The sequence below is a fragment of the Escherichia coli DSM 30083 = JCM 1649 = ATCC 11775 genome (assembly GCF_003697165.2).
In the GTDB taxonomy this organism is placed as follows: domain Bacteria; phylum Pseudomonadota; class Gammaproteobacteria; order Enterobacterales; family Enterobacteriaceae; genus Escherichia; species Escherichia coli.
The window spans coordinates 1,095,144-1,119,810 of sequence record NZ_CP033092.2 but is presented as its reverse complement, the minus strand read 5'-3'; the positions used below and the strand labels follow the sequence as shown (position 1 = coordinate 1,119,810).

The window sequence follows — 24,667 nt, the reverse complement described above, 5'->3', positions numbered from 1 at the left end:
ATCTTATCAGGCCTACAAGACCGGGCTGATGGTTAATCCCACAAATCGCGCGCCGGATCGAGCACCGGGCGAATGATGCCCGCACGCACCGTAAAGTCGCCGAAGCCTTCACCCACTTCGCGCTCTTTCGCCCAGCGCCCTATCAGTTCATCAAGCGACGCCAGGATTTCCGGCTCGGTGATGTTTTCTTTATACATCCGTGGGATACGTGTCCCAATGCGGTTGCCGCCAAGATGCAGGTTGTAGCGACCCGGCGCTTTCCCCACCAGACCCACTTCCGCCAGCATCGCGCGACCACAACCGTTCGGGCAGCCTGTTACACGCATCACGATATGCTCATCGCTGACACCATGTTTCGCCATTAAATTATCGATGTTGTCGATAAAAGACGGCAGGAAACGCTCCGCTTCCGCCATCGCCAGCGGGCAAGTCGGGAATGACACGCAGGCCATTGAGTTTTCACGCTGCGGCGTGACGGCATTCATTAACCCGCTTTCTTTGGCGATCTTCTCGATCTTCGCTTTCTCGCTTTCCGGCACGCCGGCGATGATCAGATTCTGGTTCGCCGTAATGCGGAAATCACCTTTGTGGATCTTCGCGATCTCCAGCAAGCCGGTTTTCAGCGGACGTCCCGGATAATCAAGAATGCGACCATTTTCGATAAACAGCGTCAGGTGCCAGTTATCATCAATGCCCTTAACCCAGCCAATACGATCGCCGCGTCCGGTAAACTCATACGGGCGAATCGGCTCGAATTTGATCCCCGCGCGACGTTCGACTTCCGCTTTAAATGTCTCAACCCCCACCCGCTCCAGCGTGTATTTGGTTTTGGCATTTTTACGATCGGTACGATTACCCCAGTCGCGCTGAGTCGTCACAACGGCTTCCGCTACCGCCAGCGTATGTTCCAGCGGTAAATAACCAAACTCACTCGCCGTGCGGGCGTAGGTTTTCTTGTTGCCGTGTTCAATGGAAAGCCCACCGCCCACCAGCAGGTTAAAGCCCACCAGCTTGCCGTTTTCGGCGATCGCCACGAAGTTCATGTCGTTGGCGTGCAGATCGATATCGTTCTGCGGCGGGATCACTACCGTGGTTTTGAACTTACGCGGCAGGTAGGTCTGACCAAGGATCGGCTCTTCATCAGTAGTGGCGACTTTTTCCTGATCGAGCCAGATCTCCGCATACGCGCGGGTACGAGGCAGCAGATGTTCAGAAATTTTCTTCGCCCATTCATATGCTTCCGCGTGCAGCTGCGACTCGTAAGGGTTCGAGGTGCAGAGTACGTTACGGTTCATGTCGTTGGCGGTCGCCAGCGCATCAAGACCGACCGAGTGCAGCATCTGGTGCACCGGTTTGACGTTCTTTTTCAGAATGCCGTGGAACTGAAACGTCTGGCGGTTGGTCAGGCGAATGCTGCCATAGATGGTGTTTTCACCGGCAAATTTGTCGATCGCCTGCCACTGTTTAGTGGTAATCACCCCACCCGGCAGACGACAGCGAAGCAGCATCGCGTGACGTGGTTCCAGCTTCTGTTCAGCACGTTCGGCGCGGATGTCGCGGTCATCCTGCTGATACATGCCGTGGAAGCGGATCAGCAGGAAGTTATCACCCTTAAAGCCGCCGGTCAGACCGTCGTTTAAATCTTCCGCAATGGTGCCGCGCAGGTAGTTGCTTTCAAGCTTCATGCGCTCGGCGTCTGTCAGTTTTCCTTCGACCACTAAAGGTCCTGGATGTTTTTCGCTCATTAGTAGACATCTCGCTGATAACGGCGCTCTACGCGCAGCTCACTTAAAAATTCATCCGCCGCTTCGGTGTCCATGCCACCAAATTCGGCAATCACTTCCAGAAGTGCCTGCTCAACGTCTTTCGCCATGCGATTAGCGTCGCCGCAGACATAAATGTGGGCACCGTCATTGATCCAGCGCCACAGCTCTGCGCCCTGTTCGCGCAGTTTGTCTTGTACGTAAATTTTTTCTTTTTGATCGCGCGACCAGGCGAGATCGATGCGCGTCAGCACGCCTTCTTTGACGTAACGCTGCCATTCCACCTGGTAGAGGAAATCTTCCGTAAAGTGTGGGTTGCCAAAGAATAGCCAGTTTTTACCCGGCGCTTCGTCGGCAGCACGCTGCTGCATAAAGGCACGGAACGGCGCGATGCCGGTGCCAGGGCCAATCATGATCACCGGGGTTTCCGGATTGGTTGGCAGGCGGAAGTTGTCGTTATGTTCGATAAAGACGCGGACTTCACCCTCTTCTTCCACACGATCCGCGAGGAAGCTGGAGGCACCACCGGCACGGGCGCGGCCTTCCACGTCGTAACGCACCACACCAACGGTAACGTGCACTTCGTTCTCGACTTCCGCCTGCGAGGAGGCGATGGAATACAGGCGCGGGGTCAGCGGGCGCAGCAGATTAATCAGCGCTTCGGCATCCAGTTGCGCCGGAGAGAAACGCACCATGTCGACAATCGGCGTCGTCGCGGCGTAATGCTGTAACTTCGCTTTATCGCCCACCAGCGGCAGCAGCGTTTCGCTGCGGGTAAGCGTGGCATAGTTCTCAACAATGTTGGCGGTGTTGACGGTCAGTTCGAAGTGCCACTGTAGCGCTTCGTTCAGAGGCAACGTTTTGCCCTCGACGGTGACAGGTTCATCGCCTTTCAGCCACAGCAGTTCGACAAGTTCTTTCACCAGTGCCGGATCGTTCTGATACCAGACGCCCAACGCGTCACCCGGCTGGTAACGCAGGCCAGAGTCACCTAAGTCAATTTCAATGTGACGAACGTCTTTTTCAGAGTTACGCCCGGTAATTTTCTGGTTAACCGAAAGGCTGGCCGCCAGCGGCGCGTCTTTGCTATACGGGCTGGTGTGGATTTCATTTACCGTGCCAGTAGCGACGGATTGCGAAGGTGCCGCGACAGGCGCACGCGATTTAAGCGCATCAACCACGCGGGCGCGCCACTCGCTGGCAGCAGCCTGGTATTCAACGTCGGCATCGACACGGTCGAGCAGGCGTTCACCGCCCAGTTCCGCCAGCTTACTGTCAAAATCTTTCCCGGACTGGCAGAAAAATTCATAAGAGCTATCGCCGAGGCTAAACACGGCAAACGCGGTGTTTTCCAGCTTTGGCGCTTTTTTGGAGAACAGGAACTTATGCAGCGCGACGGCTTCTTCCGGCGGTTCCCCTTCCCCTTGCGTTGACGTCACCACGATAAGCAGTTTTTCGCTGGCGATTTGTTTGAATTTATAGTCACCCGCGTTCACCAGCTTAACGTTCAGTTTTGCCGCTAATAAATCATCGCGTAATGCTTCAGCAACCCGGCGCGCATTGCCGGTTTGCGAGGCGGAGATAATAGTTATACCCGGCATTTCTGCGGCGGGCGCTGGCGTCGCTGCAAGCGCAGCAGGCTGCTGGTTGAGCACGCCCCAGAAATAGCCAGAAACCCAGGCAAGCTGGGTAGGAGTTAAATCGGTCGTGGCCGCCTGAAGGCGTGCCAGTTGCTCCGGGTTCAACGGAAGCAACGCGGAAGGTGGGACCTGTGTCGTCATGCGTCGTTATGTTCCAGTAAGCAAAGCTGTTTCTGCGCCCTGTCAGCGCCCATAAAACAGAAGAGAAGGTAAGGTTAACGGGGTGAACGGTGTGGATTAAAGACGGGATAGCGATAACTAATAACCAAATCGACTAACCTGTTTTAGCAATAGTCTTTAACAACAAAATAGATTAACCAACCCAATGAAAAACAAATGAATATTGCCCATCAATAAGATAAATCAGCGATTTTGCGCAACAAAGTCGTTTTAGATAATGCGAAAAAACAGCCTTTCCGGTACTCTACGGCGGTTTTATCGTCATGTAGAGAAATTATGATGTCCACCACGTTATTTAAAGATTTCACCTTCGAAGCCGCTCACCGCTTGCCGCACGTCCCACAAGGGCATAAATGTGGTCGCCTGCACGGGCATTCCTTTATGGTGCGACTGGAAATTACCGGGGAAGTCGATCCGCATACGGGCTGGATTATCGATTTCGCTGAACTGAAAGCGGCGTTTAAACCAACTTATGAGCGCCTCGATCACCATTATCTCAATGATATTCCTGGTCTGGAAAACCCAACCAGCGAAGTTTTAGCAAAATGGATTTGGGATCAGGTTAAACCCGTTGTGCCGCTGTTAAGTGCGGTGATGGTAAAAGAAACCTGCACCGCAGGTTGTATCTATCGCGGCGAATGATAAGAGTGTGTCGGCGGTCAATTTCCCTTAAGTAACGCTATGTTAGGGTGTTGTGTTCTGGATATCTGGGGCATGACATGGAAGACGACTGCGACATTATTATTATTGGTGCCGGTATTGCTGGCACCGCTTGCGCGTTACGCTGCGCGCGAGCGGGTTTATCCGTTCTGTTACTGGAACGAGCGGAGATTCCCGGCAGCAAAAATCTTTCCGGCGGGCGGCTATACACCCATGCGCTCGCGGAACTCCTCCCGCAATTTCACCTGACCGCGCCCCTTGAACGACGCATCACTCACGAAAGTCTTTCTCTGTTAACGCCAGATGGCGCAACGACGTTTTCCAGCTTACAGCCCGGCGGTGAATCCTGGAGTGTATTACGTGCACGATTCGATCCGTGGCTGGTTGCCGAAGCCGAAAAAGAAGGTGTCGAATGCATCCCCGGTGCGACGGTAGATGCACTGTATGAAGAAAACGGCAGGGTGTGTGGTGTCATTTGTGGTGACGATATTCTTCGCGCCCGTTATGTGGTGCTGGCAGAAGGTGCCAACAGCGTCCTCGCGGAACGCCACGGGTTAGTGACTCGTCCTGCTGGCGAAGCGATGGCATTGGGGATCAAAGAAGTGCTGACGCTGGAACCATCCGCTATTGAAGAACGTTTTCATCTGGAGAATAACGAAGGCGCAGCGTTGTTGTTCAGCGGCGGGATCTGTGATGACTTACCCGGCGGCGCATTTCTTTATACTAATCAACAAACGCTCTCGTTAGGGATTGTTTGCCCGCTCTCCTCCCTTACGCAAAGTCGTGTTCCGGCAAGCGAGCTGCTGGCTCGCTTTAAAACGCATCCGGCAGTGCGCCCGCTTATCAAAAACACGGAATCACTGGAGTATGGTGCGCATCTGGTGCCAGAAGGTGGCCTGCGCAGTATGCCGGTGCAATACGCCGGTAACGGCTGGCTGCTGGTGGGCGATGCGTTGCGCAGTTGCGTCAATACCGGAATTTCCGTGCGCGGTATGGATATGGCGCTAACTGGCGCGCAGGCGGCGGCACAAACGCTGATAAGCGCCTGCCAGCACCGCGAGCCGCAAAATCTGTTTCCGCTTTATCATCACAACGTAGAGCGCAGCCTGCTGTGGGATGTTCTACAGCGTTATCAGCATGTTCCGGCGCTTTTGCAACGCCCTGGCTGGTATCGGGTGTGGTCTGGGTTAATGCAGGATATTTCCCGTGATTTATGGGATCAGGGGAATACACCTGTTCCACCGCTGCGCCAGTTGCTCTGGCGTCATTTACGTCGTCACGGCTTGTGGCATCTGACGGGCGATGTTATCAAGAGTCTGCGATGTCTGTAGCCCGTAATCTCTGGCGCGCTGCCGATGCGCCGCACATTGTTCCAGCTGACTCCGTTGAGCGCCAGACGGCACAACGGTTGATTAACGCCTGTCCAGCAGGTCTTTTTTCGCTCACACCTGAAGGTGGCTTACGTGTTGATTATCACGGCTGCCTGGAGTGTGGCACCTGCCGTTTGCTGTGCGACGAATCAACACTACAACAGTGGCGCTATCCGCCTTCCGGATTCGGCATCACCTACCGCTTTGGATAAATAATAAGGATAATTTATGCCCCTCTTACACCTGCTCCGCCAGAATCCGGTGATTGCTGCCGTTAAAGATAATGCCAGCCTGCAACTGGCAATCGACTCTGAATGCCAGTTTATTTCCGTGTTGTACGGCAATATCTGCACCATTAGTAATATCGTTAAAAAGATTAAGAACGCCGGGAAATATGCTTTTATTCATGTTGATTTGCTGGAAGGCGCGTCAAATAAAGAAGTGGTGATTCAGTTTTTGAAACTGGTAACCGAGGCGGACGGAATTATCAGTACCAAAGCCTCAATGCTGAAAGCAGCAAGAGCGGAAGGTTTTTTCTGTATTCATCGACTGTTTATTGTTGATTCGATTTCGTTTCACAACATTGATAAGCAAGTTGCGCAATCGAATCCGGATTGTATTGAGATCCTGCCAGGCTGCATGCCTAAAGTGCTGGGCTGGGTGACGGAGAAAATCCGCCAACCGCTGATTGCTGGCGGGCTGGTGTGCGATGAAGAAGATGCGCGTAATGCGATTAACGCGGGTGTTGTGGCGCTTTCCACCACGAATACTGGGGTCTGGACGTTAGCGAAAAAATTGCTTTGACGGGATAATCGTAACAAGTTGAATTTGGTGTGATTTGTAGGCTGCACGCCACATCCGACATTCAGCGCCTGATGCGACGCTTGACGCGTCTTATCAGGCCTACAAGTCCCCAGCCCAGAACCATCGGCAGGATCATCCGGCAGCACGTTATTGGCAATCTGCGTGAATGTTTGTCACCAGTGCCTCCAGCACCACTTTCCAGTCATCAACCACGCCAACATCTGCCTGTGAAAATACCGCTGCACTGGCGTCATGATTAATCGCCACCACAAACTTGCTATTGCGTACGCCCGCCATTAACGCTGCTGCGCCGGAAGCGCCAACAACAATACACACCTCAGGTGCCAGCAGATGTCCGGAAATACCAATCACTTTTTCGGCATCAACGCCACCGTTCATCACTCGTGCCCGACTGTAGCCCACTTCGGCTCCCATCTTTTCTGCCAGCATAGCGATTTCCTGGTTATCTGCCTCTCCGCCCTGCCCCACCACCAGCACCCGTCTGGCCTCAGCTAATGGGTCACGGGTAACATTTTTCAGGTTTTCGACGCTGATAAGCCAGTCTGGAAGCGCGCCGGGAACAATGTTCAGTTGCTGCATCCCAGAGGGCAACGTGGCGTTTTTATCTGCTCCCGCCTGACGTGCCAGCGAAAGGCATAGCGGGCGTTTTTCTGTTTGCAGCGTCGCCGTCAACGCATTTCCCCAGTGGGATTTGCGCACGCTTACGGTTGGAATATCTAACGAAGTCACCTGGCAGATGCTTGCACCATGTAAACGCCAGGCCAGCCGGGTCGACAGTTCATCGCCAAACGCGCCCGGAGGAAAAAGGACAACCTCCGCAGGCGTTCGTTGCCACTGTTCCACCAGCGCATCCAGCACCTGTTCCGCAACCATCGGCTGTGGTTCTATTTGCCAATGCGTTAGTGTGCTGCCGCTGAAATCCTGCGCCGCCAGCCAGCCCGCCATTGCGGCATGTTCCTGATTTATTGTCACAATTGCGATATTCATGGCTGCATCCTTTGGCGTAAATAGTCCTGCCATAGCTTTTGCGCTTTTTCTGCAACCGTTTGCCCATCAATCAGCGCCGCTCTGCGTCGTTGCTCTGGCCTTGCCAGTTGCAGGCACTGTATCGCTGGCGCTTCCGCGGCAACAGTTTCGCGGGTAATCTCCGCTTTCCCCGCCGCCATTCGCTGGCGCATTCCCGGTACTGGCAAGGCCACTTCACCACACTGACGCACGGCAATCACCGCAGGCAAGCGAACCCGGCAACAGCGCACCCCATGTTCAGTACGCTGTTCGAGGGTGATAAACGGTGCGTCGAGAGTAAAGCGCTCCACCTGGGTGAAGCAGGGCCAGACCAGCATTTCCGCCAGCAAAAATGGCGTTTGCCCATTCTGCCCTTCGCTGCTTTGGCAGCCAGTAATTATCAGATCCAGCGGATTCTGGTACTGCCATTCGGCAATATGGAGAGCGACAAATTCCGGCGCAAAGCGCAGATCTGCCGCCGTCTCCAGCAATACAGCTTCCTCAAACCCAAGTGCCATGAGATAGCGCAGCCAGTGCAACGCCCGTTCATCCCCCATGCTCAACGCGGTTAAAGACATCGGCGTACCGTTTTTTCTCTGCGCCAACAGCAGCGCGGCGGCAGCCTGTTCATCGGCACCGAGTAAACTTCGCAGAAGCGAAACATCCGGTCCGATATTACCCTGAGCCGCCGCCAGCCACTCTTTTTCCGCCAGCATCCCGGCATCCGGTTCGGCTTTAAACGCTAACAGTATGTTCATTCGCACCTCCTGCATTTCCCGCCGCCACCAGCGGGAGTGCTTTGGTTTCTGGTGCCCATAGCCAGGTCACAACAAAACCAACCAACAACACTGCCGCCAGGAGCAATAAGGTGGCTTGCATTCCCCACTGTGCCAGCACCCACGGCAGCAGGCCAGTACTTACCGCCGCCCCCAACCGACTCATGGCGGTGGCAAAACCGACGCCCAGCGAGCGAATGTCAGTAGGAAAACTTTCCGCAGGCAAAATGCCCACCAGATTACTGACTGCCGAAATGGTGGTGCTGAAGAGAACAAAAAGCAGCAGCGTTAATGAACTGCCGGAAGGCAAACAGGCCATTACTACCAGCGTTGCCGTTAGCAGCAAAAAACTTCCCAGTAAAAATCTGCGATGCGCTAACAAGTGGGTCAACACTAACCCTAATAACGCGCCAACAATTAACAACGCATTAAGCATCAGGCTGGCAGTCAGCGCATCTTCCAGACCAATAGTTTGGGCGATGGTCGGCAGCCAGGTATAAATCACAAACCATGGGATTACGAGGCAGACAAAGAAGACGCTGTTAAACGCCGTGCGCCGCCAGTAGCGCGAAGAGAACAAGGTTTTGATGTGTTTATGGGTCGCCGTTGCCACTTCATCGCCCAGTAAAACATGGGGACCAAAGTAGCGATGCACGATAGCGTGAGCTTCTGCAAAACGCCCCTGGCGCAGTAGCCAGCGTGGCGATTCTGGCGTTCCCCAGCGTAATAACGTAATCAACAACGCGGGCAGAGCTGCCGATGCCAGCAGCCAGCGCCAGGCCTCCGGGCTTTCGCTAATAAAGTGATGTCCGGCAATACTTGCCAACACATAGCCTACGGTCCACACCACGCTGAACGCGCCCAGCAAAACACCGCGATGGCGGCGCGGAGAAAATTCAGCCAGCAAAGTGTGACCTACTGAGTAATCGCCTCCCAGACCAATGCCGATCAAAATGCGCAATCCAATAAGATGCTCTGGCGTGGTGGCAAAAAATTGCAAGAACGAAGCGAGCGTAATCAGCATAAAACTGAAGGTGAAGATTTTTTGCCGTCCGATATGGTCGGAGATCCACCCCAAAACCAGGCTGCCAAGAAACAAACCAAGTAACGCCGAGCCGCCGATCATCCCCGCCATAAACGGCGTCAGTTGCATGGCGGGCGTAAGCTGAATAATGGCGTAACCAATAACGCCGAGGACATAACCGTCGGTCAGGTGTGCGCCGAAAGTGAGCGCAGCAATTCGACAGTGAAAACGGTTAAGCGGTAAATCATCCATTCGCACCGGTGAAGTGTTCATCTTTACCCCTTCATTGTCCGGTAATAAGAACGGCTTCTCGCCTGAGAAGCCGAAAAGGCAACGCCCCGTCATCGCGGAACGCTGCCTGACACATTATTTTTCAATCGGATAGATAGTACCCGTGTTCATAATGCCATTAGGATCGAACTGCTTTTTCAGCCCTTCCAGCAACGCCCACGCGCTGCCGTGTTCCAGTTTGCTCCAGTGAACGCGATGTTTACCGATACCGTGGTGGTGCACCATCGAACCGCCGAGACGAATGGTTTCTTCGCAGATGATTTTGTTGAGCGGATTGTGGTACTTGTCGATTTCCTCTTCCGGCTTACAGTCAACGACGTTGTAGTCGTAGACGAAGTACATGTTGGTGCCGTTCTGATAGCTATGAGAGGAGTGACCGCCCAGCATGGTGATGTCGTCGGCGTGCGGGAACTCGGTACGAATACGGTTAATAACGCTTTCGTAGATTTCGTGAATGCAGCTCCAGCAGCCGGACACTTCGGTGGTAAAGCCCATGTTGCCGGTTTTGAGGATCTGCACACGTTCGGCAGCCACTTTATCCGGTCCCCAGTTCAGGTTGTTAAACCAGGTTTCGATCAGCTTGCTGTCCACGCGCTGGCACTGCGGGTAGCGCGCCACGATTTCAGCAATCCCTTCACCCGTCGCCTTCGCAATGCGAGGGTTACCTTCAGCCATAAAGATCAGCACGCATTTGCCGTCGGCAAAATGGGTGAAGTGTTGGGTGCCATCTTCAGCATCATACAAACGAGCAATCGACGGACGATACCCTTCCACCATGATTTCACGCAGGATGTTGAAGCCGGTTTTCATGTCTTCCAGCACATAGCCATAGAAGAGATTGTTTTCCGGCGTAAATTTGAAGATTTTCACTGTGACTTCAGTGATATAGCACAGTGCACCTTCGTTGCCGATGATGATATGACGAATGTCCGGGCCAGCCGCGCGACGTGGCACGTTTTTAATGCGTGTGACGGTGCCATCTGCCAGCACCGCTTCCAGACCAACGACCATATCCTCGATTGCGCCGTAGAGTGTGGAAAACTGCCCGATACTGCGGGTCGCCACCAGGCCGCCCATCTGCGCCAGCGGCTTTGACTGCGGAGAATGCCCCGTGGTGTAACCTTTTTCACGCAACGCGTTTTCCAGCACCTCCAGCGGAACGCCACATTGCGCCGTGGCCTGCATATTCTCAATATCAATATTAATGATTTGATTCATGGCGGAGCCGTCGAGCACCACCGAGTTTTCCACAACGGTTTCCAGCCCACCTTCGGTAGCGGAAGCACCGGTACGCGGCACACCATTAATTTTGTGCGCATTCATAAAATTCAGCACACGGGATACTTGTTCTGTGGAACCGAGTTTTACGACCGCTGCCGGAATCGGCAAAGTATAAATGCCATGAATATCCGGAAATTTACGAAAACGGTCAATACTGTTTTTCTTTAATACTGTTTCATCGGTAATTACGCGATCTGCACCAACAATTTCCTTTAGCTGGTCGACAATCGCTGCGCGAGATAAAGACATAGTAATTCCTTCCTGATAATAAAAATGGAATAATCATTAATAAGAGAAAACAGAAACCACCGTTATGGATTAGCGCACTAAATAACCGCCATCAACCACTAATAAATGTCCGTTGACATAATTCGATGCCGGACTTGCGAGGAATACGGCTGCGCCCATTAAATCCTGAGTATCGCCCCAACGGTTTGCCGGAATATAATCAAGAACGCGCTGGTTAGTTTCTGGATTACTACGGGTCGCCAGAGTGATATCGGTAGCGTAATATCCCGGGGAAATACCATTCACCTGAATATTATATTGACCTAATTCATCGCAATAGGCTTTGGTGAATCCGGCAAGAGCATGTTTAGTGGCAGAATAAGCCGGTGACCATTGACCACCTAAGTAAGAGAACAATGAACAGATATTAATGATTTTACCGCTTTTCTGCGGGATCATAATTTTTGCAGCTTCATAGCTTAACTCGAATGCGGCGGTAAGGTTCACGTCAATCATCGGATCCCAGTCGGCACGCCCGAAGTCCAGCACCTTATTCAGCTTACATATACCGGCATTGTTAACCAGAATATCGACGGTACCGAAACGCTCACAGCAGGCAGCGATAATCTTCTGCGGTGCGCCTTCTGCGGTGATATCCACCTGCATGAAGTCCACTTCAACACCCTGTTTTTCAATCATTTCCTTTGTTTCGCCGTTATCTTTGACGAAACTTGGAATAAAGACATTTGCGCCAGCCTTGGCCAGCGCCATGGCAAATGCCTGGCCTAATCCGCTATTCCCGCCGGTAACAATTGCTGTTTTACCTTTCAGGGAGAAAAAATCCATTGAGAACGCATTGAGAGATTCGATTGACATAGTTAGCTCCAATTTCCGTAAGGCAAAAAAAAAGAAAGGTAACTTCCCCCGCGAGAGGGAAGTTACCTTTCTCATTATCTCTGGTAACTGGAGATAATTTTTAGCATAAGGGCATAACTGCTAATGTGATCGTAATCACAGAGTGATGTTCGTATTATCAAATAGTTTTAAAAAGCAGAAGCGTGATTACTCTCACACAACACCTTTTCTTTCCATGTTATTTCTTATTGCAATTACTAGAGACCTGAGAAAAGTAATCCACCTGAAAGGGCGGCTTACTTTTCTCTTTTTTTTGTCTATTACAAATGGGAATACGATATGCAACACAACTCATATCGCCGTTGGATAACCCTCGCGATAATTAGTTTTAGCGGCGGCGTTAGTTTCGACCTGGCTTATTTACGTTATATTTATCAAATTCCCATGGCAAAATTTATGGGATTCAGCAATACCGAGATAGGTTTAATAATGAGTACCTTTGGTATTGCGGCCATTATTTTCTATGCCCCTAGCGGCGTTATTGCCGATAAATTTTCACACCGCAAAATGATTACTTCCGCGATGATCATTACCGGATTACTGGGCCTGATAATGGCAACATATCCACCACTGTGGGTAATGCTCTGTATTCAGGTCGCCTTTGCGATAACGACGATTTTAATGCTGTGGTCGGTGTCGATTAAAGCCGCATCGTTGCTGGGCGATCATAGCGAGCAAGGGAAAATTATGGGCTGGATGGAAGGGCTGCGCGGCGTCGGTGTAATGTCGCTGGCGGTGTTTACCATGTGGGTCTTTTCTCGCTTTGCACCGGATGACAGCGCCAGCCTGAAAACGGTCATTATTATCTATAGTGTGGTTTACATTCTGCTGGGCATTTTGTGTTGGTTTTTTGTTAGCGATAACAACAATCTGCGCAGTGCCAATAACGAAGAAAAACAGTCATTCCAGCTTAGCGACATCCTGGCCGTTTTGCGCATCAGCACCACCTGGTATTGCAGCATGGTGATTTTTGGTGTCTTCACCATCTACGCCATTCTGAGTTACTCCACCAACTATCTGACCGAAATGTACGGCATGTCACTGGTGGCAGCGAGCTACATGGGGATTGTGATCAACAAAATCTTCCGCGCGTTATGCGGCCCACTTGGCGGCATTATCACCACCTACAGCAAAGTGAAATCCCCTACCCGCGTGGTCCAAATCCTTTCCATCATCGGTTTGCTGGCATTGACAGCCCTGCTCGTTACGAACTCTAACCCGCAATCGGTCGCGATGGGGATTGGCTTGATTTTATTACTGGGATTCACCTGTTACGCCTCACGCGGGCTGTATTGGGCCTGCCCTGGCGAAGCGAGAACACCGTCTTACATTATGGGCACCACGGTAGGTATTTGTTCGGTGATTGGATTCCTGCCGGATGTCTTCGTTTACCCGATTATCGGCTACTGGCAAGACACCCTGCCCGCTGCAGAAGCCTACCGCAACATGTGGCTAATGGGCATGGCGGCGCTTGGCATGGTGATCATCTTTACCTTTTTGCTGTTCCAAAAAATTCGTACTGCTGATAGCGCCCCCGCAATGGCTAGCAGCAAGTAAGCCAGGAAAATTACAGGAGAAAAATCATGTCGAAAAAATACATCATAGGGATTGATGGCGGAAGTCAGAGCACAAAAGTGGTGATGTACGATCTGGAAGGTAATGTGGTTTGCGAAGGCAAAGGCTTATTGCAGCCGATGCACACGCCAGATGCCGATACCGCAGAACATCCTGACGACGATTTATGGGCATCATTATGCTTTGCCGGCCACGATTTGATGAGCCAGTTTGCCGGGAATAAAGAAGATATTGTCGGCATTGGCCTGGGATCCATCCGTTGCTGCCGTGCGTTATTGAAAGCCGATGGCACGCCTGCTGCGCCGTTGATTAGCTGGCAGGATGCACGCGTAACGCGTCCCTACGAACACACTAATCCTGACGTGGCATATGTCACCTCTTTTTCGGGTTATCTGACGCACCGTTTAACGGGCGAATTTAAAGATAATATCGCCAACTATTTTGGTCAGTGGCCGGTGGATTATAAGACCTGGGCATGGAGCGAAGATGCCGCGGTAATGGAAAAGTTTAATATCCCCCGCCAGATGCTTTTTGACGTGCAAATGCCGGGCACCATTCTTGGGCATATCACACCACAAGCTGCGCTGGCGACACATTTCCCGGCTGGGCTGCCGGTTGTTTGTACCACCAGTGATAAACCGGTAGAAGCTCTGGGAGCCGGGTTACTGGATGATGAAACGGCGGTAATTTCTCTTGGCACCTATATCGCGTTAATGATGAACGGCAAAGCACTGCCGAAAGATCCGGTCGCGTACTGGCCGATTATGTCTTCTATTCCGCAAACATTGCTGTATGAAGGTTACGGTATTCGCAAAGGCATGTGGACGGTGAGCTGGCTGCGCGACATGTTAGGCGAGTCGTTAATTCAGGATGCCAAAGCACAGGATCTTTCACCGGAAGATTTGCTCAACAAAAAAGCGTCTTGCGTGCCACCTGGTTGTAATGGGCTGATGACGGTGCTGGACTGGCTGACCAATCCGTGGGAACCGTACAAACGCGGAATTATGATCGGCTTTGATTCCAGTATGGATTACGCATGGATATATCGTTCGATACTGGAAAGCGTGGCGCTGACGCTGAAGAATAATTACGACAATATGTGTCATGAAATGAATCACTTTGCAAAGCATGTGATCATTACTGGCGGCGGTTCGAACAGCGATCTGTTTATGCAGATTTTTGCCGACGTGTTCAACCTTCCGGCACGCCGTAACGCCATTAACGGTTGTGCAAGTCTGGGGGCAGCGATTAATACGGCGGTAGGTCTGGGGCTATACCCGGATTACGCAACGGCTGTCGACAAAATGGTTCGCGTGAAAGATATCTTTATGCCTGTTGAGAACAATGCCAAACGCTACGACGCGATGAATAAAGGCATTTTCAAGGAGTTAACCAAACATACTGATGTAATCCTGAAAAAATCGTATGAAGTGATGCATGGGGAATTGGGGAATGCGGATTCGATCCAGAGCTGGTCGAATGCGTAAGTGAGGAAGGCCGGGCGGGAAACTGCCCGGCATGAACATACCTGAATGGTTATCCCCGCTGACGCGGGGAACTCATATCCGGTTTTTGCTGGTGGGCCGCGCCGTTCGGTTTATCCCCGCTGGTGCGGGGAACTCTCTAAACATAACCTATTATTAATTAATTATTTTTTAAGCCAGTCACAATCTACCAACTTTACAGTATCACACAAACAACACATCCATTATGTTAAAGAGCACTTAATCCATTGATTAAAAAGATAAATATTTAAAATAACTCTATTCAAACTAAAATCTACCAAACTTTACCGCAATAATTTTCACTCCAGCGAAAAATTAACGCCACAGAATTTGTAGAGAATGATAATGATTAGTCCAGAATGGGCAAAATGGAGGTTTTTCAGAGGCGACAAAGAATATAAATGAGTAGAAGTCTTTACAGATTCCACCCATTTATAACGCTTATAAATGTTTAATCAGGCAATATTCAAATATTTATGTGTCTGCATCGACAAACGCCAGTTGCGCGCAATGCAGGTATCGATACATAAACGCGTAGCATCTTCCTTCTGGCTAATTGGCTGAAGTGCAATGACTCGCGGTTTATCATCGGTCAGCGTCGCCAGCAATTCGTCCAGTGCTTCAATATCACGTACGCGTCCCACTGGATGCTTGATTTCGTTGGCTCGCTCCAGGGCTTGCGACAATACTTCATAGCCGCCGCGCATGTTCAGCTTTGGCGATACGGTAACCCAGGTATTCGGTGTGCAGCGTACCTCATGAGTACCACTGGTTTCGATCTGGCAGCTAAAACCGTTCTTTTCGAGCAGGTCAGTCAGTGGCAGCAAATCATGAATGCAAGGCTCACCACCCGTAATCACCACGTGACGCGCGGTGTATCCCTGACGGCCAATGACAGCCAGCAAATCTTCACTGCTCGCCGCCCCCCACTTATCACTCTCTTTGGTCTTCGCCAGAATGCTGAAAAGGGAGACTTCCCGATCCTCAAGCTTTTCCCAGGTGTGTTTGGTGTCGCACCAGGCACAGCCAACCGGACATCCCTGTAAACGAATAAAAATGGCGGGGACGCCGGTAAAGTAACCCTCACCTTGCAGGGTCTGGAACATCTCGTTAATCGGGTACTGCATAGCATTCTCTGTGAAGTGGATAATTGTTAATTATTGCAGATCCTGCCACAACAATCATGTCTTATTAACATTCTGTTACAGGCAGGTTTGATGCAAAAATTGGCTCAGATCATTAAGAATAAAATGAAGCGGCGTATTATGTTTTCAAGGATTAAATGAAAGGGATTTAAACATGTTTAGAATATTCATCGCGTTTATATTTATTTTCAATTTATCAGGTTGCGGTTATAACGATATTCAAACCTATGATGAACAGGTTAATGCCTCCTGGTCAGAAGTATTAAATCAATATCAACGTCGCACCGATCTTATTCCTAATCTTGTCGCTAGTATTAAAGGTTACTCCAGCCATGAACAAGAGGTACTAGAAGCCGTAACATTGGCACGTAGTCAGGCTAATCGCGCCAGTAGCGATCTTCAGAAAACTCCGGGAGATGAACAAAAATTACAAGCCTGGCAACAGGCGCAGGCGCAGGTGACTCGCACTCTCGGGCAGTTAACGATTATTAGTGAGCGTTACCCTCAGTTAAAGGCTCAAGAGCTCTATCAAAACTTAATGGTACAGCTCGAAGGAAGTGAAAATAGAATTGCCGTTGCGCGAGGAAGATATATTAAAGCCATTGAACAATATAATGTCACTATCCGCAAATTCCCCGCTGTATTAACCGCAAAGGTCATGGATTACACACCAAAGAAAAATTATTTGCCGGATGATGTCACCGCAGTAAGTAAAGCCCCAACAATAGATTTTAGCCAGAATGATAATGCTCATTAAGCGGGGACGTTCTATGCGAAATTTTATCTTCCTTATGGCTTTCTTCTGTTCATCTGTGTTTGCTACACAAATTCCAGTACCTGAATCACCCAGGTATGTGAATGACTTAACCGGCACATTAACAAACAGCGAAGTAAACACCCTGACCAACCAGATTAAAGCCCTGACGCAAAAAAACCACGCACAGTTGGTCGTGTTAGTGGTTGATACAACAGGCGATGAAACCATTGAGCAGTACGCAACGCGGGTATTCGATAGCTGGAAACCGGGTGATAAAGACCGTGATGATGGCGTTCTACTGTTAGTCGCCTGGCAGGATCATACCGTGCGTATTGAAATCGGTTACGGGCTGGAAGGTATTATTACGGATGCACAGTCCGGGAAAATTATTCGCAACAGTATTATTCCGGCATTTAAAAAAGGCGACCTGGCTGGTGGTTTACAAAAGGGGATCAACGATATTGAAAGTCGCCTGACGGGGAATAATTCAGCAACGATAACACCGACCGATCACCCTTTGTCCTTTAGCGGTTGGTGGGCTTTATTAGTCTGGGCGATAATACTGACGTTTATTTCTGCCAGAGGATATATCAAAACGTTGGGAGTAATTTGCTTCGCAGCCATTGTACTGGCCTTTGTTTTACCTATAGCAGGTTTCAGCGGAAGCTGGGGAGTACTCACAACATTACTCTGCTTCGCCACACCGTTTCTGGCAGTTGCCATCGCTTTTACCCCCTTCGGCAAAAAGGTTCGGGATTCGATGCGTGATGCCAACCAGCCATCACGCCATACAAGAAGCAATTCTTCCTCCCACTATTCATCATCGTCATCCTCTTCATTCGACAATGACAATTTTAGCGGTGGTGGCGGTTCATCTGGTGGCGGTGGCGCTTCCGGGCGCTGGTAACAAAAGGAATTGATATGCGTATTTTTCTCTTACTTCTGATGCTATGCGGTTTTCAGGTATTCGCTGAACGATTGCCTTCAGTGACTGACTTAACCGGGACATTAACGACAGAAGAACAAAGTGCTTTAAATCAACAATTACAGACTCTCGAGCAGCAAAACCACTTCCAGGTGGCCGTGTTGGTTACGCCGACAACAGGGGGCAAAAACATTAAACTTGCAGCCTCGCAGAGATACGGGGTATATCACTGGAAACCCGTTGGAGAGAAGCGATATGGCGAAGGTATCTTAATTCTCGTCGTTTGGCCGGAAGGGCTGGCGTCAATGAAGATTGGACATGGACTGGAACAGATGTTGCCGCCGGAACAAGCTGCGCAAATTGTTCGTTACCATATGCAGCCAGAATTCGAAAAAAACAATCTCTTTGCTGGATTAACGGGCGGAATTGAAAGCATCGCACAGTTTACCCATATCAAAGCGAACCTTAGCCCTTTGGATGCTTTAGCCAATCATCTGTTTGCTAATCCGCAACTTTCGCTGCCATGCCTTGCCTGGACAGTGCTGATGATCGTTGCCATCATTGTCCTCTGGCGATTTACCAGCCGTCCAGGACCTGGCATATGGATGATATCAATGATTACACCTACGGTCTGGTTTTTCTGCTTTCAGGACGATGTCATCATTCGGCGGGTGTCGGTCGTTTGTTTTAGTTTATTTTTCGCAGCAATCTGCTGGCAGCGTCTCGCAGTAGTTTTTAATATGTGCCGCGTATTTCCTATGATGCTGGCCCCAAAAAATAAAAACGCGAAAGTGAAAAAACAAAAGAAGACTCCGCAAGTTCGTGAATCAGGACGAAATTCATTGTTTGTCGTGATGCTGATAATTATTGTGGGATGGTGCCTGGTGTTCGCCAGTAATAAAGATATTGCATTCATCTCAACAATTATTGGGTTAATTGATCATTTTATCGGCCCAATAACCATTGCTGGCATCGTTCTGCTGATCATTGTGGCCAAATTTACTGGCAATCTTAAGCTGGGGTCAGGAGAAAAAAGCAACAGGAAAACGGGGAATCGTAATGCTCATTCTCGCTCTTCGTCGAGAAATTCTTTCCGCGGTGGTGGCGGTTCTTCAGGAGGCGGCGGTTCATCCGGCCGTTGGTGATCGTAATGCGCTTAATCTTTATTCTATTCACTTTGTGGTGCCTTCCTGGGCTTGCCCAGCAAATTGCTGTGCCGGAACTGCGCCAACAGGTGACCGATATTACTGGTACGTTAAGCACTTCTGAACAACAATCACTGACACAGCAACTGCAGGATATTACACATAAAACACGGGCGCAGGTCGCTGTATTAGTAGTGCCGTCCACCGGAGACGATTCCATTGAACAATATGCTACAAGGGTTTTTGATAGCTGGAAACTGGGAGATAAGCAGAGAAACGATGGTATTTTACTTCTGGTTGCCTGGGAGGATCATGCTGTTCGTATTGAGGTTGGCTACGGGCTGGAAGGGGTGGTTACCGACCTGCAAGCGGCGAAGATTATCAGGGATATATTGATCCCTGCCTTCAAAAGTGATGACCTGATGGGTGGATTAACACTGGCAAGCGAAAATATCGGCGCGCTTCTGTTGAATGGTGAATTACCGGAAGACAGGGGGGATTATTACAGTATCAATCCCCCTATTCCATTATCGCTTGCTGTAATTATATTGCTGGCGGTACTTTCATATTTTATTGTTTTTACCGATCCGTCGAATTTACCCTGGATCACTCTCACTGGCGCCATTTACGGGATGGTATTCCTCTATGTTGCCGAGCCAGGACCATGGACCAATTTAATCGTTGCCTGCGGTATGTTAACGCCTTTTGCGATCGTACCACTGGTTGTTTTTTGGCTTATCGTCAATAAAAAGCTACGCGCCAAATACAAAAAACTCAGTAAAGAAAGAGCTTCAAGAAAAGGTTCTTCTTCATCCTCTTCCGGTGGAGGCTCAAGTGGCGGCGGATTTAGCGGCGGGGGCGGTTCTTCTGGCGGTGGCGGCGCGTCCGGTCGCTGGTAACTCAACCATAAAAAACGCCAGCCCGAAGGCTGGCATTTTTAAATCAGATAAAGTCAGACTTATGCCTGGCCTTTGATCTCTTTACGACCGTTGTACGGTGCTTTTTCGCCCAGAGCTTCTTCGATACGAATCAGCTGGTTGTATTTAGCAACACGGTCAGAACGGCTCATAGAACCAGTTTTGATCTGGCCTGCAGCAGTACCAACAGCCAGGTCAGCGATGGTAGCGTCTTCAGTTTCGCCTGAACGGTGAGAGATAACTGCAGTGTAGCCAGCGTCTTTCGCCATCTTGATTGCAGCCAGAGTTTCGGTCAGAGAACCGATCTGGTTGAATTTGATCAGGATGGAGTTAGCGATACCTTTTTCGATACCTTCTTTCAGGATCTTGGTGTTGGTTACGAACAGGTCGTCACCAACCAGCTGGATTTTGTCGCCCAGAACTTTGGTCTGGTATGCGAAACCATCCCAGTCAGATTCGTCCAGACCGTCTTCGATGGAAACGATCGGATACTGTTTGGTCAGTTCTTCCAGGAAGTGAGTGAATTCTTCAGAGGTGAACGCTTTGTTGCCTTCGCCAGCCAGAACGTATTTACCGTCTTTGTAGAATTCAGAAGCTGCGCAGTCCATCGCCAGAGTGATGTCTTTGCCCAGCTCATAACCAGCAGCTTTAACAGCTTCAGCGATAACAGCCAGAGCTTCAGCGTTGGAACCCAGGTTCGGCGCATAGCCACCTTCGTCACCAACAGCAGTGTTCATGCCTTTCGCTTTCAGAACTTTTGCCAGGTGATGGAAAACTTCAGAACCCATACGGATGGCTTCTTTCACAGTTTTCGCGCCAACCGGCTGAATCATGAATTCCTGGATATCAACGTTGTTGTCAGCGTGCTCACCACCGTTGATGATGTTCATCATCGGAACCGGCATAGAGTATTTGCCCGGAGTGCCGTTCAGTTCAGCGATGTGCTCGTACAGCGGCATACCTTTAGCAGCTGCAGCAGCTTTGGCGTTAGCCAGAGATACAGCCAGGATTGCGTTCGCGCCGAATTTGGATTTGTTTTCGGTGCCGTCCAGGTCGATCATGATCTTGTCAATGCCAGCCTGATCTTTAGCATCTTTGCCAATCAGCGCCTGAGCGATCGGGCCGTTTACCGCAGCAACAGCTTTGGTTACGCCTTTACCCAGGAAACGGGATTTGTCGCCATCGCGCAGTTCCAGAGCTTCACGGGAACCAGTAGAAGCACCTGACGGAGCAGCTGCCATACCGACGAAACCACCCTCCAGATGTACTTCGGCTTCAACAGTCGGGTTACCACGGGAGTCGATGATTTCACGACCGATGATTTTTACGATTTTGGACATTAGGTTTTCCTCAAGTCACTAGTTAAACTGAAACTCCAGACAAACAACGCGTACCCAGGGTACGCGTTGCCGTTCTAACTTTTTTACTTACTTCGCCTGACGTTTCTGGAACTCGCTGGCGGCTTTCACAAAGCCTGCAAACAGCGGGTGACCATCACGTGGAGTAGAAGTAAACTCCGGATGGAACTGGCAAGCCACGAACCACGGATGATTCGGAACTTCGATGATCTCGACCAACTGATCATCCCCGGAACGGCCCGCAACGCGCAGACCTGCATCTTCAATCTGTTTCAACAGCATGTTGTTGACTTCGTAACGGTGACGATGACGCTCAACAATTGTCGGCGCATTGTACAGCTGGCGAACCAGGCTATCGTCAACCAACTGGCACTGCTGTGCGCCGAGACGCATGGTACCGCCGAGATCGCTCTTCTCGCTACGAACTTCAACGTTGCCGTTTTCATCGCGCCACTCGGTAATCAGCGCCACAACCGGGTACTTACAGTCTGGCACAAATTCCGTAGAGTTGGCGTTCTCCATGTTGGCAACATGGCGAGCGTAATCAATTAACGCCACCTGCATACCCAGGCAAATGCCCAGATAAGGAATATTGTTCTCACGCGCAAAACGCGCGGTCGTAATCATGCCTTCTACGCCACGATAGCCGAAACCGCCAGGTACGAGGATTGCGTCCAGACCTTTAAGGATTTCAACGCCGCGCGTTTCAACATCTTGTGAATCGATCAGTTTGATGTTGACGCTGACACGATTCTTCAGCCCACCGTGTTTCAGTGCTTCGATCACGGATTTGTATGCATCCGGCAGCTCAATGTATTTGCCGACCATACCAATGGTGACTTCACTTACCGGATTCGCTTCTTCGAAGATAACCTGTTCCCATTCGGACAGATTCGCTTCCGGGCAGTTTAAGCTGAATCGTTTACAAATATAATCGTCCAGCCCCTGAGATTTCAACAGGCCCGGAATTTTATAGATGGAATCGACGTCTTTCAGAGAAATAACCGCTTTTTCCGGAACATTACAGAACAATGCAATCTTCGCACGTTCGTTCGCCGGAACGGCGCGATCTGAACGACAAATCAGGATATCAGGCTGGATACCGATTGAAAGCAGCTCTTTTACAGAGTGCTGAGTCGGTTTGGTTTTGACTTCACCAGACGCTGCCATGTACGGCACCAGCGTCAGGTGCATAAACAGGGTGTGCTCACGGCCAATTTCAACAGCCATCTGGCGAATCGCTTCGAGGAACGGCAGGGATTCGATATCACCTACAGTACCGCCGATTTCGACCAGTACTACGTCATGACCTTCGCCGCCTTCCAGCACGCGCTCTTTGATAGCGTTAGTGATGTGCGGAATAACCTGTACGGTTGCGCCGAGATAGTCACCGCGGCGTTCTTTACGCAGAACGTCAGAGTAGATACGACCCGTGGTGAAGTTGTTGCGGCGGCTCATTTTGGTACGAATGAAACGCTCGTAGTGCCCCAGGTCCAGGTCGGTTTCAGCGCCGTCTTCAGTAACGAACACTTCCCCGTGTTGGATTGGGCTCATAGTACCTGGATCGACGTTGATGTACGGATCCAGTTTCATGATGGTCACATTGAGGCCACGGGCTTCAAGAATGGCTGCGAGGGAGGCTGCGGCAATGCCTTTACCCAGAGAGGATACGACCCCGCCGGTCACAAAAATATAGTTCGTTGTCATGCTGAACCTGAGAAGTTAGGTTGAAAAGACGATGGAATAACCAGGACGGGAAAGCAGTATACCCGAACATGACCTGTGCCACAAACTTTCATTATCCCTCCTCTTCGCCAGCGCACTATTGAAATCAGGAGTGAGAAAATAGCCCCTTTGGGGTAAATGTTTTTGACGCAAATCAAGCGCTTGTCATTTAAAAAATGACACAAATCGCGCTTGACCGCGTAATTCCCTTAGAGATCAATTTCCTGCCGTTTTACCTGTTGCCAGACTTCTTCCATTGTTTCGAGGTCAACACCTGTCATTTCCAGTCCACGCGCGGTAACAATACGCTCCACTTCGCGAAAACGACGCTCGAATTTTTCGTTCGCTTTTTGCAATGCGATTTCCGCTTTTGTCCCTAAATGACGAGCCAGATTGACCGTGGCAAACAGCAGGTCACCCATTTCCTCCTCCAGTTTAGCCTGGTCGACAACAGCCTGCCGCGCCTCGTACATCACCTCGTCGATCTCTTCGTAGACTTTATCTACTACCGGACCAAGCGTCGTCCAGTCGAAACCAACGTTGGCGCAACGTTTCTGGATTTTTTGCGCACGCATTAAAGCCGGTAAACTACGAGGAATATCGTCCAGCGCCGAATGCTGCGCTTTCTGCGCGCGCTCTTCGGTTTTGATTTGCTCCCAACGGGCAAGCACTTCACTACTATTTTCGGCAGAACTGTCAGCAAAAACATGCGGATGGCGACGCTCTAATTTATCGCTAATAGCAGCGCAAATATCATTAAAGTCAAAGCGCCCTTCTTCCTGAGCCATTTGTGCGTAAAACACCACCTGGAACAGCAGATCGCCCAGTTCACCGCGCAGATCGTCAAAATCTTCACGGGCGATGGCGTCCAGCACCTCGTAGGTTTCTTCAAGGGTGTAAGGCGCAATGGTGGCAAATGTCTGCTCTTTATCCCACGGGCAGCCGTTTTCCGGGTCGCGCAGGCGCTGCATGATGGTGAGCAAACGGTCGATTTGATTCATTGAATTGTCCTGAAAATTGCGGGTCCGTCAGGTGTAAACCTGTGACCAGAATAGAAGTGAGTTAGTAACACCTACCCAATCAGCACGTTAATTTTGGCTTTAATGAGTTGTAATTCCTCTGGGGCAACTGTTCCTTTCTTCGTTGCTCCTCTTGCCCGCCAGGCGATACTTTTTACCTGATCAGCTAACGCTACGCCATCACGTTCCTGACCGGATAGAACAACTTCGAACGGATATCCTTTTGATTGCGTTGTACAAGGAACACACAGACACATACCTGTTTTGTTGTTGTACATGAACGGACTCAGGACAACAGCCGGACGATGTCCGGCTTGCTCGCTACCTTTTGTCGGGTCAAAATCAACCCAAATCAGATCGCCCGTATCGGGTACGTATCGGCTTACCATTACCAGACTTCCTTATCTTTCGGCTCCCCCCAGTCGATATTCTCGTGGAGGTTTTCCGGCGTGATGTCGTTGACCAGTTCAGCAAGCGTAAATACGGGCTCTTTACGCACTGGCTCAATAATTAATTTGCCATCCACCAGGTCAATCTTCACTTCATCATCAATATTCAGATTGAGCGCCTGCATTAACGTAGCCGGGATCCGCACCGCCGGTGAATTTCCCCAACGCTTTACGCTACTGTGGATCATA

Annotated in this window: 22 protein-coding genes and 1 pseudogene; 10 read left to right on the top strand and 13 right to left on the bottom strand. The window is 50.4% G+C overall.

Going from position 1 to position 24,667, the window contains the following annotated elements:
- Positions 1–32: 32 nt before the first annotated feature.
- Together cysI and cysJ are read right to left on the bottom strand one after the other, a co-directional pair.
- Positions 33–1,745, bottom strand: a complete 1,713-nt coding sequence (cysI, locus tag EAS44_RS06180; protein ID WP_001290708.1) for an assimilatory sulfite reductase (NADPH) hemoprotein subunit — start codon at positions 1,743–1,745, stop codon at positions 33–35.
- Positions 1,745–3,544 (bottom strand): NADPH-dependent assimilatory sulfite reductase flavoprotein subunit, encoded by a 1,800-nt coding sequence (cysJ, locus tag EAS44_RS06175; RefSeq protein WP_000211914.1) that lies wholly within the window; start codon positions 3,542–3,544, stop codon positions 1,745–1,747. Before cysJ ends, cysI begins: the two co-directional genes overlap by 1 nt.
- A gap of 318 nt (positions 3,545–3,862) precedes the next feature.
- On the opposite strand from cysJ, the gene queD reads away from it, so the two are divergent.
- The 4 genes from queD to ygcP all read left to right on the top strand — a co-directional run bounded on the left by queD (position 3,863) and on the right by ygcP (position 6,417).
- Positions 3,863–4,225: a 6-carboxytetrahydropterin synthase QueD gene (gene queD / locus EAS44_RS06170; protein WP_000108301.1), complete on the top strand. Its 363-nt coding sequence runs from the start codon at positions 3,863–3,865 to the stop codon at positions 4,223–4,225.
- 77 nt (positions 4,226–4,302) lie between these two features.
- Entirely contained in the window at positions 4,303–5,574 is a 1,272-nt protein-coding gene (gene ygcN / locus EAS44_RS06165) for an FAD-dependent oxidoreductase (RefSeq protein WP_001331616.1), read from the top strand.
- Positions 5,565–5,825, top strand: coding sequence for a ferredoxin family protein (gene ygcO / locus EAS44_RS06160; RefSeq protein WP_000109512.1), 261 nt, complete (start codon positions 5,565–5,567; stop codon positions 5,823–5,825). Before ygcN ends, ygcO begins: the two co-directional genes overlap by 10 nt.
- Positions 5,826–5,841: 16 nt before the next feature.
- Positions 5,842–6,417, top strand: coding sequence for a glycerol-3-phosphate responsive antiterminator (gene ygcP / locus EAS44_RS06155; RefSeq protein ID WP_001130266.1), 576 nt, complete (start codon positions 5,842–5,844; stop codon positions 6,415–6,417).
- A 147-nt stretch (positions 6,418–6,564) separates the two neighbouring features.
- On the opposite strand, the gene ygcQ is transcribed toward ygcP, so the two are convergent.
- From ygcQ to ygcW, 5 genes are all read right to left on the bottom strand, one after another.
- Entirely contained in the window at positions 6,565–7,425 is an 861-nt protein-coding gene (gene ygcQ / locus EAS44_RS06150) for an electron transfer flavoprotein subunit alpha/FixB family protein (protein WP_001331615.1), read from the bottom strand.
- Positions 7,422–8,201: an electron transfer flavoprotein subunit beta/FixA family protein gene (gene ygcR, locus EAS44_RS06145; protein ID WP_001331614.1), complete on the bottom strand. Its 780-nt coding sequence runs from the start codon at positions 8,199–8,201 to the stop codon at positions 7,422–7,424. The genes ygcQ and ygcR overlap by 4 nt, the downstream gene beginning before the upstream one ends.
- Positions 8,179–9,588 (bottom strand): MFS transporter, encoded by a 1,410-nt coding sequence (gene ygcS, locus EAS44_RS06140; protein ID WP_000147680.1) that lies wholly within the window; start codon positions 9,586–9,588, stop codon positions 8,179–8,181. Before ygcS ends, ygcR begins: the two co-directional genes overlap by 23 nt.
- A 21-nt stretch (positions 9,589–9,609) precedes the next feature.
- A complete protein-coding gene (gene ygcU / locus EAS44_RS06135) occupies positions 9,610–11,064 on the bottom strand; it encodes an FAD-binding oxidoreductase (RefSeq protein WP_000059316.1) in 1,455 nt (484 codons plus the stop codon).
- Between the two features lie 69 nt (positions 11,065–11,133).
- Positions 11,134–11,919: an SDR family oxidoreductase gene (gene ygcW, locus EAS44_RS06130; RefSeq protein WP_000021344.1), complete on the bottom strand. Its 786-nt coding sequence runs from the start codon at positions 11,917–11,919 to the stop codon at positions 11,134–11,136.
- Positions 11,920–12,237: 318 nt separating this feature from the next.
- Between ygcW and yqcE the strand changes: the two genes are divergently transcribed.
- The gene (gene yqcE, locus EAS44_RS06125) at positions 12,238–13,515 is read left to right on the top strand and encodes an MFS transporter (RefSeq protein WP_001164530.1); all 1,278 of its coding nucleotides are present in this window, start codon (positions 12,238–12,240) and stop codon (positions 13,513–13,515) included.
- Positions 13,516–13,541: 26 nt separating this feature from the next.
- Complete coding sequence (ygcE, locus tag EAS44_RS06120) at positions 13,542–15,020, top strand: FGGY-family carbohydrate kinase (RefSeq protein ID WP_000039726.1); 1,479 nt, start codon at positions 13,542–13,544, stop codon at positions 15,018–15,020.
- A 473-nt stretch (positions 15,021–15,493) separates the two neighbouring features.
- Here the strand turns inward: ygcE and queE are convergent, their stop codons facing one another.
- Entirely contained in the window at positions 15,494–16,165 is a 672-nt protein-coding gene (gene queE, locus EAS44_RS06115) for a 7-carboxy-7-deazaguanine synthase QueE (protein WP_001199974.1), read from the bottom strand.
- 172 nt (positions 16,166–16,337) lie between these two features.
- On the opposite strand from queE, the gene EAS44_RS06110 reads away from it, so the two are divergent.
- The 4 genes and pseudogenes from EAS44_RS06110 to EAS44_RS06095 all read left to right on the top strand — a co-directional run bounded on the left by EAS44_RS06110 (position 16,338) and on the right by EAS44_RS06095 (position 19,909).
- The gene (locus EAS44_RS06110) at positions 16,338–16,940 is read left to right on the top strand and encodes a LemA family protein (protein ID WP_025855644.1); all 603 of its coding nucleotides are present in this window, start codon (positions 16,338–16,340) and stop codon (positions 16,938–16,940) included.
- Positions 16,941–16,953: 13 nt separating this feature from the next.
- Positions 16,954–17,625, top strand: a pseudogene (locus tag EAS44_RS06105) (TPM domain-containing protein); the annotation flags it as partial.
- Positions 17,626–17,861: 236 nt separating this feature from the next.
- Positions 17,862–19,010, top strand: coding sequence for a TPM domain-containing protein (locus EAS44_RS06100; protein ID WP_001217982.1), 1,149 nt, complete (start codon positions 17,862–17,864; stop codon positions 19,008–19,010).
- Entirely contained in the window at positions 19,007–19,909 is a 903-nt protein-coding gene (locus EAS44_RS06095; RefSeq protein WP_001331608.1) for a TPM domain-containing protein, read from the top strand. The genes EAS44_RS06100 and EAS44_RS06095 overlap by 4 nt, the downstream gene beginning before the upstream one ends.
- Positions 19,910–19,968: 59 nt before the next feature.
- Here the strand turns inward: EAS44_RS06095 and eno are convergent, their stop codons facing one another.
- The 5 genes from eno to mazE form a co-directional block, all read right to left on the bottom strand.
- Entirely contained in the window at positions 19,969–21,267 is a 1,299-nt protein-coding gene (gene eno / locus EAS44_RS06090) for a phosphopyruvate hydratase (protein WP_000036723.1), read from the bottom strand.
- A gap of 87 nt (positions 21,268–21,354) precedes the next feature.
- Positions 21,355–22,992, bottom strand: coding sequence for a glutamine hydrolyzing CTP synthase (pyrG, locus tag EAS44_RS06085; protein WP_000210878.1), 1,638 nt, complete (start codon positions 22,990–22,992; stop codon positions 21,355–21,357).
- A 227-nt stretch (positions 22,993–23,219) separates the two neighbouring features.
- Positions 23,220–24,011 carry a nucleoside triphosphate pyrophosphohydrolase gene (mazG, locus tag EAS44_RS06080; protein ID WP_001071651.1) on the bottom strand — a complete coding sequence of 264 codons (792 nt, stop codon included), beginning with the start codon at positions 24,009–24,011 and terminating at the stop codon, positions 23,220–23,222.
- A gap of 71 nt (positions 24,012–24,082) precedes the next feature.
- Positions 24,083–24,418: an endoribonuclease MazF gene (gene mazF / locus EAS44_RS06075; RefSeq protein ID WP_000254750.1), complete on the bottom strand. Its 336-nt coding sequence runs from the start codon at positions 24,416–24,418 to the stop codon at positions 24,083–24,085.
- A complete protein-coding gene (gene mazE / locus EAS44_RS06070; protein ID WP_000581937.1) occupies positions 24,418–24,666 on the bottom strand; it encodes a type II toxin-antitoxin system antitoxin MazE in 249 nt (82 codons plus the stop codon). The genes mazF and mazE overlap by 1 nt, the downstream gene beginning before the upstream one ends.
- Position 24,667 lies beyond the last annotated feature (1 nt).

What these genes read in the sequence shown, in the direction of transcription:
- cysI (WP_001290708.1), bottom strand. Translation starts at nt 1,745, where the DNA reads ATGAGCGAAAAACATCCAGGACCTTTAGTGGTCGAAGGAAAACTGACA.
- cysJ (WP_000211914.1), bottom strand. Translation starts at nt 3,544, where the DNA reads ATGACGACACAGGTCCCACCTTCCGCGTTGCTTCCGTTGAACCCGGAG.
- queD (WP_000108301.1), top strand. Translation starts at nt 3,863, where the DNA reads ATGTCCACCACGTTATTTAAAGATTTCACCTTCGAAGCCGCTCACCGC.
- ygcN (WP_001331616.1), top strand. Translation starts at nt 4,303, where the DNA reads ATGGAAGACGACTGCGACATTATTATTATTGGTGCCGGTATTGCTGGC.
- ygcO (WP_000109512.1), top strand. Translation starts at nt 5,565, where the DNA reads ATGTCTGTAGCCCGTAATCTCTGGCGCGCTGCCGATGCGCCGCACATT.
- ygcP (WP_001130266.1), top strand. Translation starts at nt 5,842, where the DNA reads ATGCCCCTCTTACACCTGCTCCGCCAGAATCCGGTGATTGCTGCCGTT.
- ygcQ (WP_001331615.1), bottom strand. Translation starts at nt 7,425, where the DNA reads ATGAATATCGCAATTGTGACAATAAATCAGGAACATGCCGCAATGGCG.
- ygcR (WP_001331614.1), bottom strand. Translation starts at nt 8,201, where the DNA reads ATGAACATACTGTTAGCGTTTAAAGCCGAACCGGATGCCGGGATGCTG.
- ygcS (WP_000147680.1), bottom strand. Translation starts at nt 9,588, where the DNA reads ATGACGGGGCGTTGCCTTTTCGGCTTCTCAGGCGAGAAGCCGTTCTTA.
- ygcU (WP_000059316.1), bottom strand. Translation starts at nt 11,064, where the DNA reads ATGTCTTTATCTCGCGCAGCGATTGTCGACCAGCTAAAGGAAATTGTT.
- ygcW (WP_000021344.1), bottom strand. Translation starts at nt 11,919, where the DNA reads ATGTCAATCGAATCTCTCAATGCGTTCTCAATGGATTTTTTCTCCCTG.
- yqcE (WP_001164530.1), top strand. Translation starts at nt 12,238, where the DNA reads ATGCAACACAACTCATATCGCCGTTGGATAACCCTCGCGATAATTAGT.
- ygcE (WP_000039726.1), top strand. Translation starts at nt 13,542, where the DNA reads ATGTCGAAAAAATACATCATAGGGATTGATGGCGGAAGTCAGAGCACA.
- queE (WP_001199974.1), bottom strand. Translation starts at nt 16,165, where the DNA reads ATGCAGTACCCGATTAACGAGATGTTCCAGACCCTGCAAGGTGAGGGT.
- EAS44_RS06110 (WP_025855644.1), top strand. Translation starts at nt 16,338, where the DNA reads ATGTTTAGAATATTCATCGCGTTTATATTTATTTTCAATTTATCAGGT.
- EAS44_RS06100 (WP_001217982.1), top strand. Translation starts at nt 17,862, where the DNA reads ATGCGTATTTTTCTCTTACTTCTGATGCTATGCGGTTTTCAGGTATTC.
- eno (WP_000036723.1), bottom strand. Translation starts at nt 21,267, where the DNA reads ATGTCCAAAATCGTAAAAATCATCGGTCGTGAAATCATCGACTCCCGT.
- pyrG (WP_000210878.1), bottom strand. Translation starts at nt 22,992, where the DNA reads ATGACAACGAACTATATTTTTGTGACCGGCGGGGTCGTATCCTCTCTG.
- mazG (WP_001071651.1), bottom strand. Translation starts at nt 24,011, where the DNA reads ATGAATCAAATCGACCGTTTGCTCACCATCATGCAGCGCCTGCGCGAC.
- mazF (WP_000254750.1), bottom strand. Translation starts at nt 24,418, where the DNA reads ATGGTAAGCCGATACGTACCCGATACGGGCGATCTGATTTGGGTTGAT.
- mazE (WP_000581937.1), bottom strand. Translation starts at nt 24,666, where the DNA reads ATGATCCACAGTAGCGTAAAGCGTTGGGGAAATTCACCGGCGGTGCGG.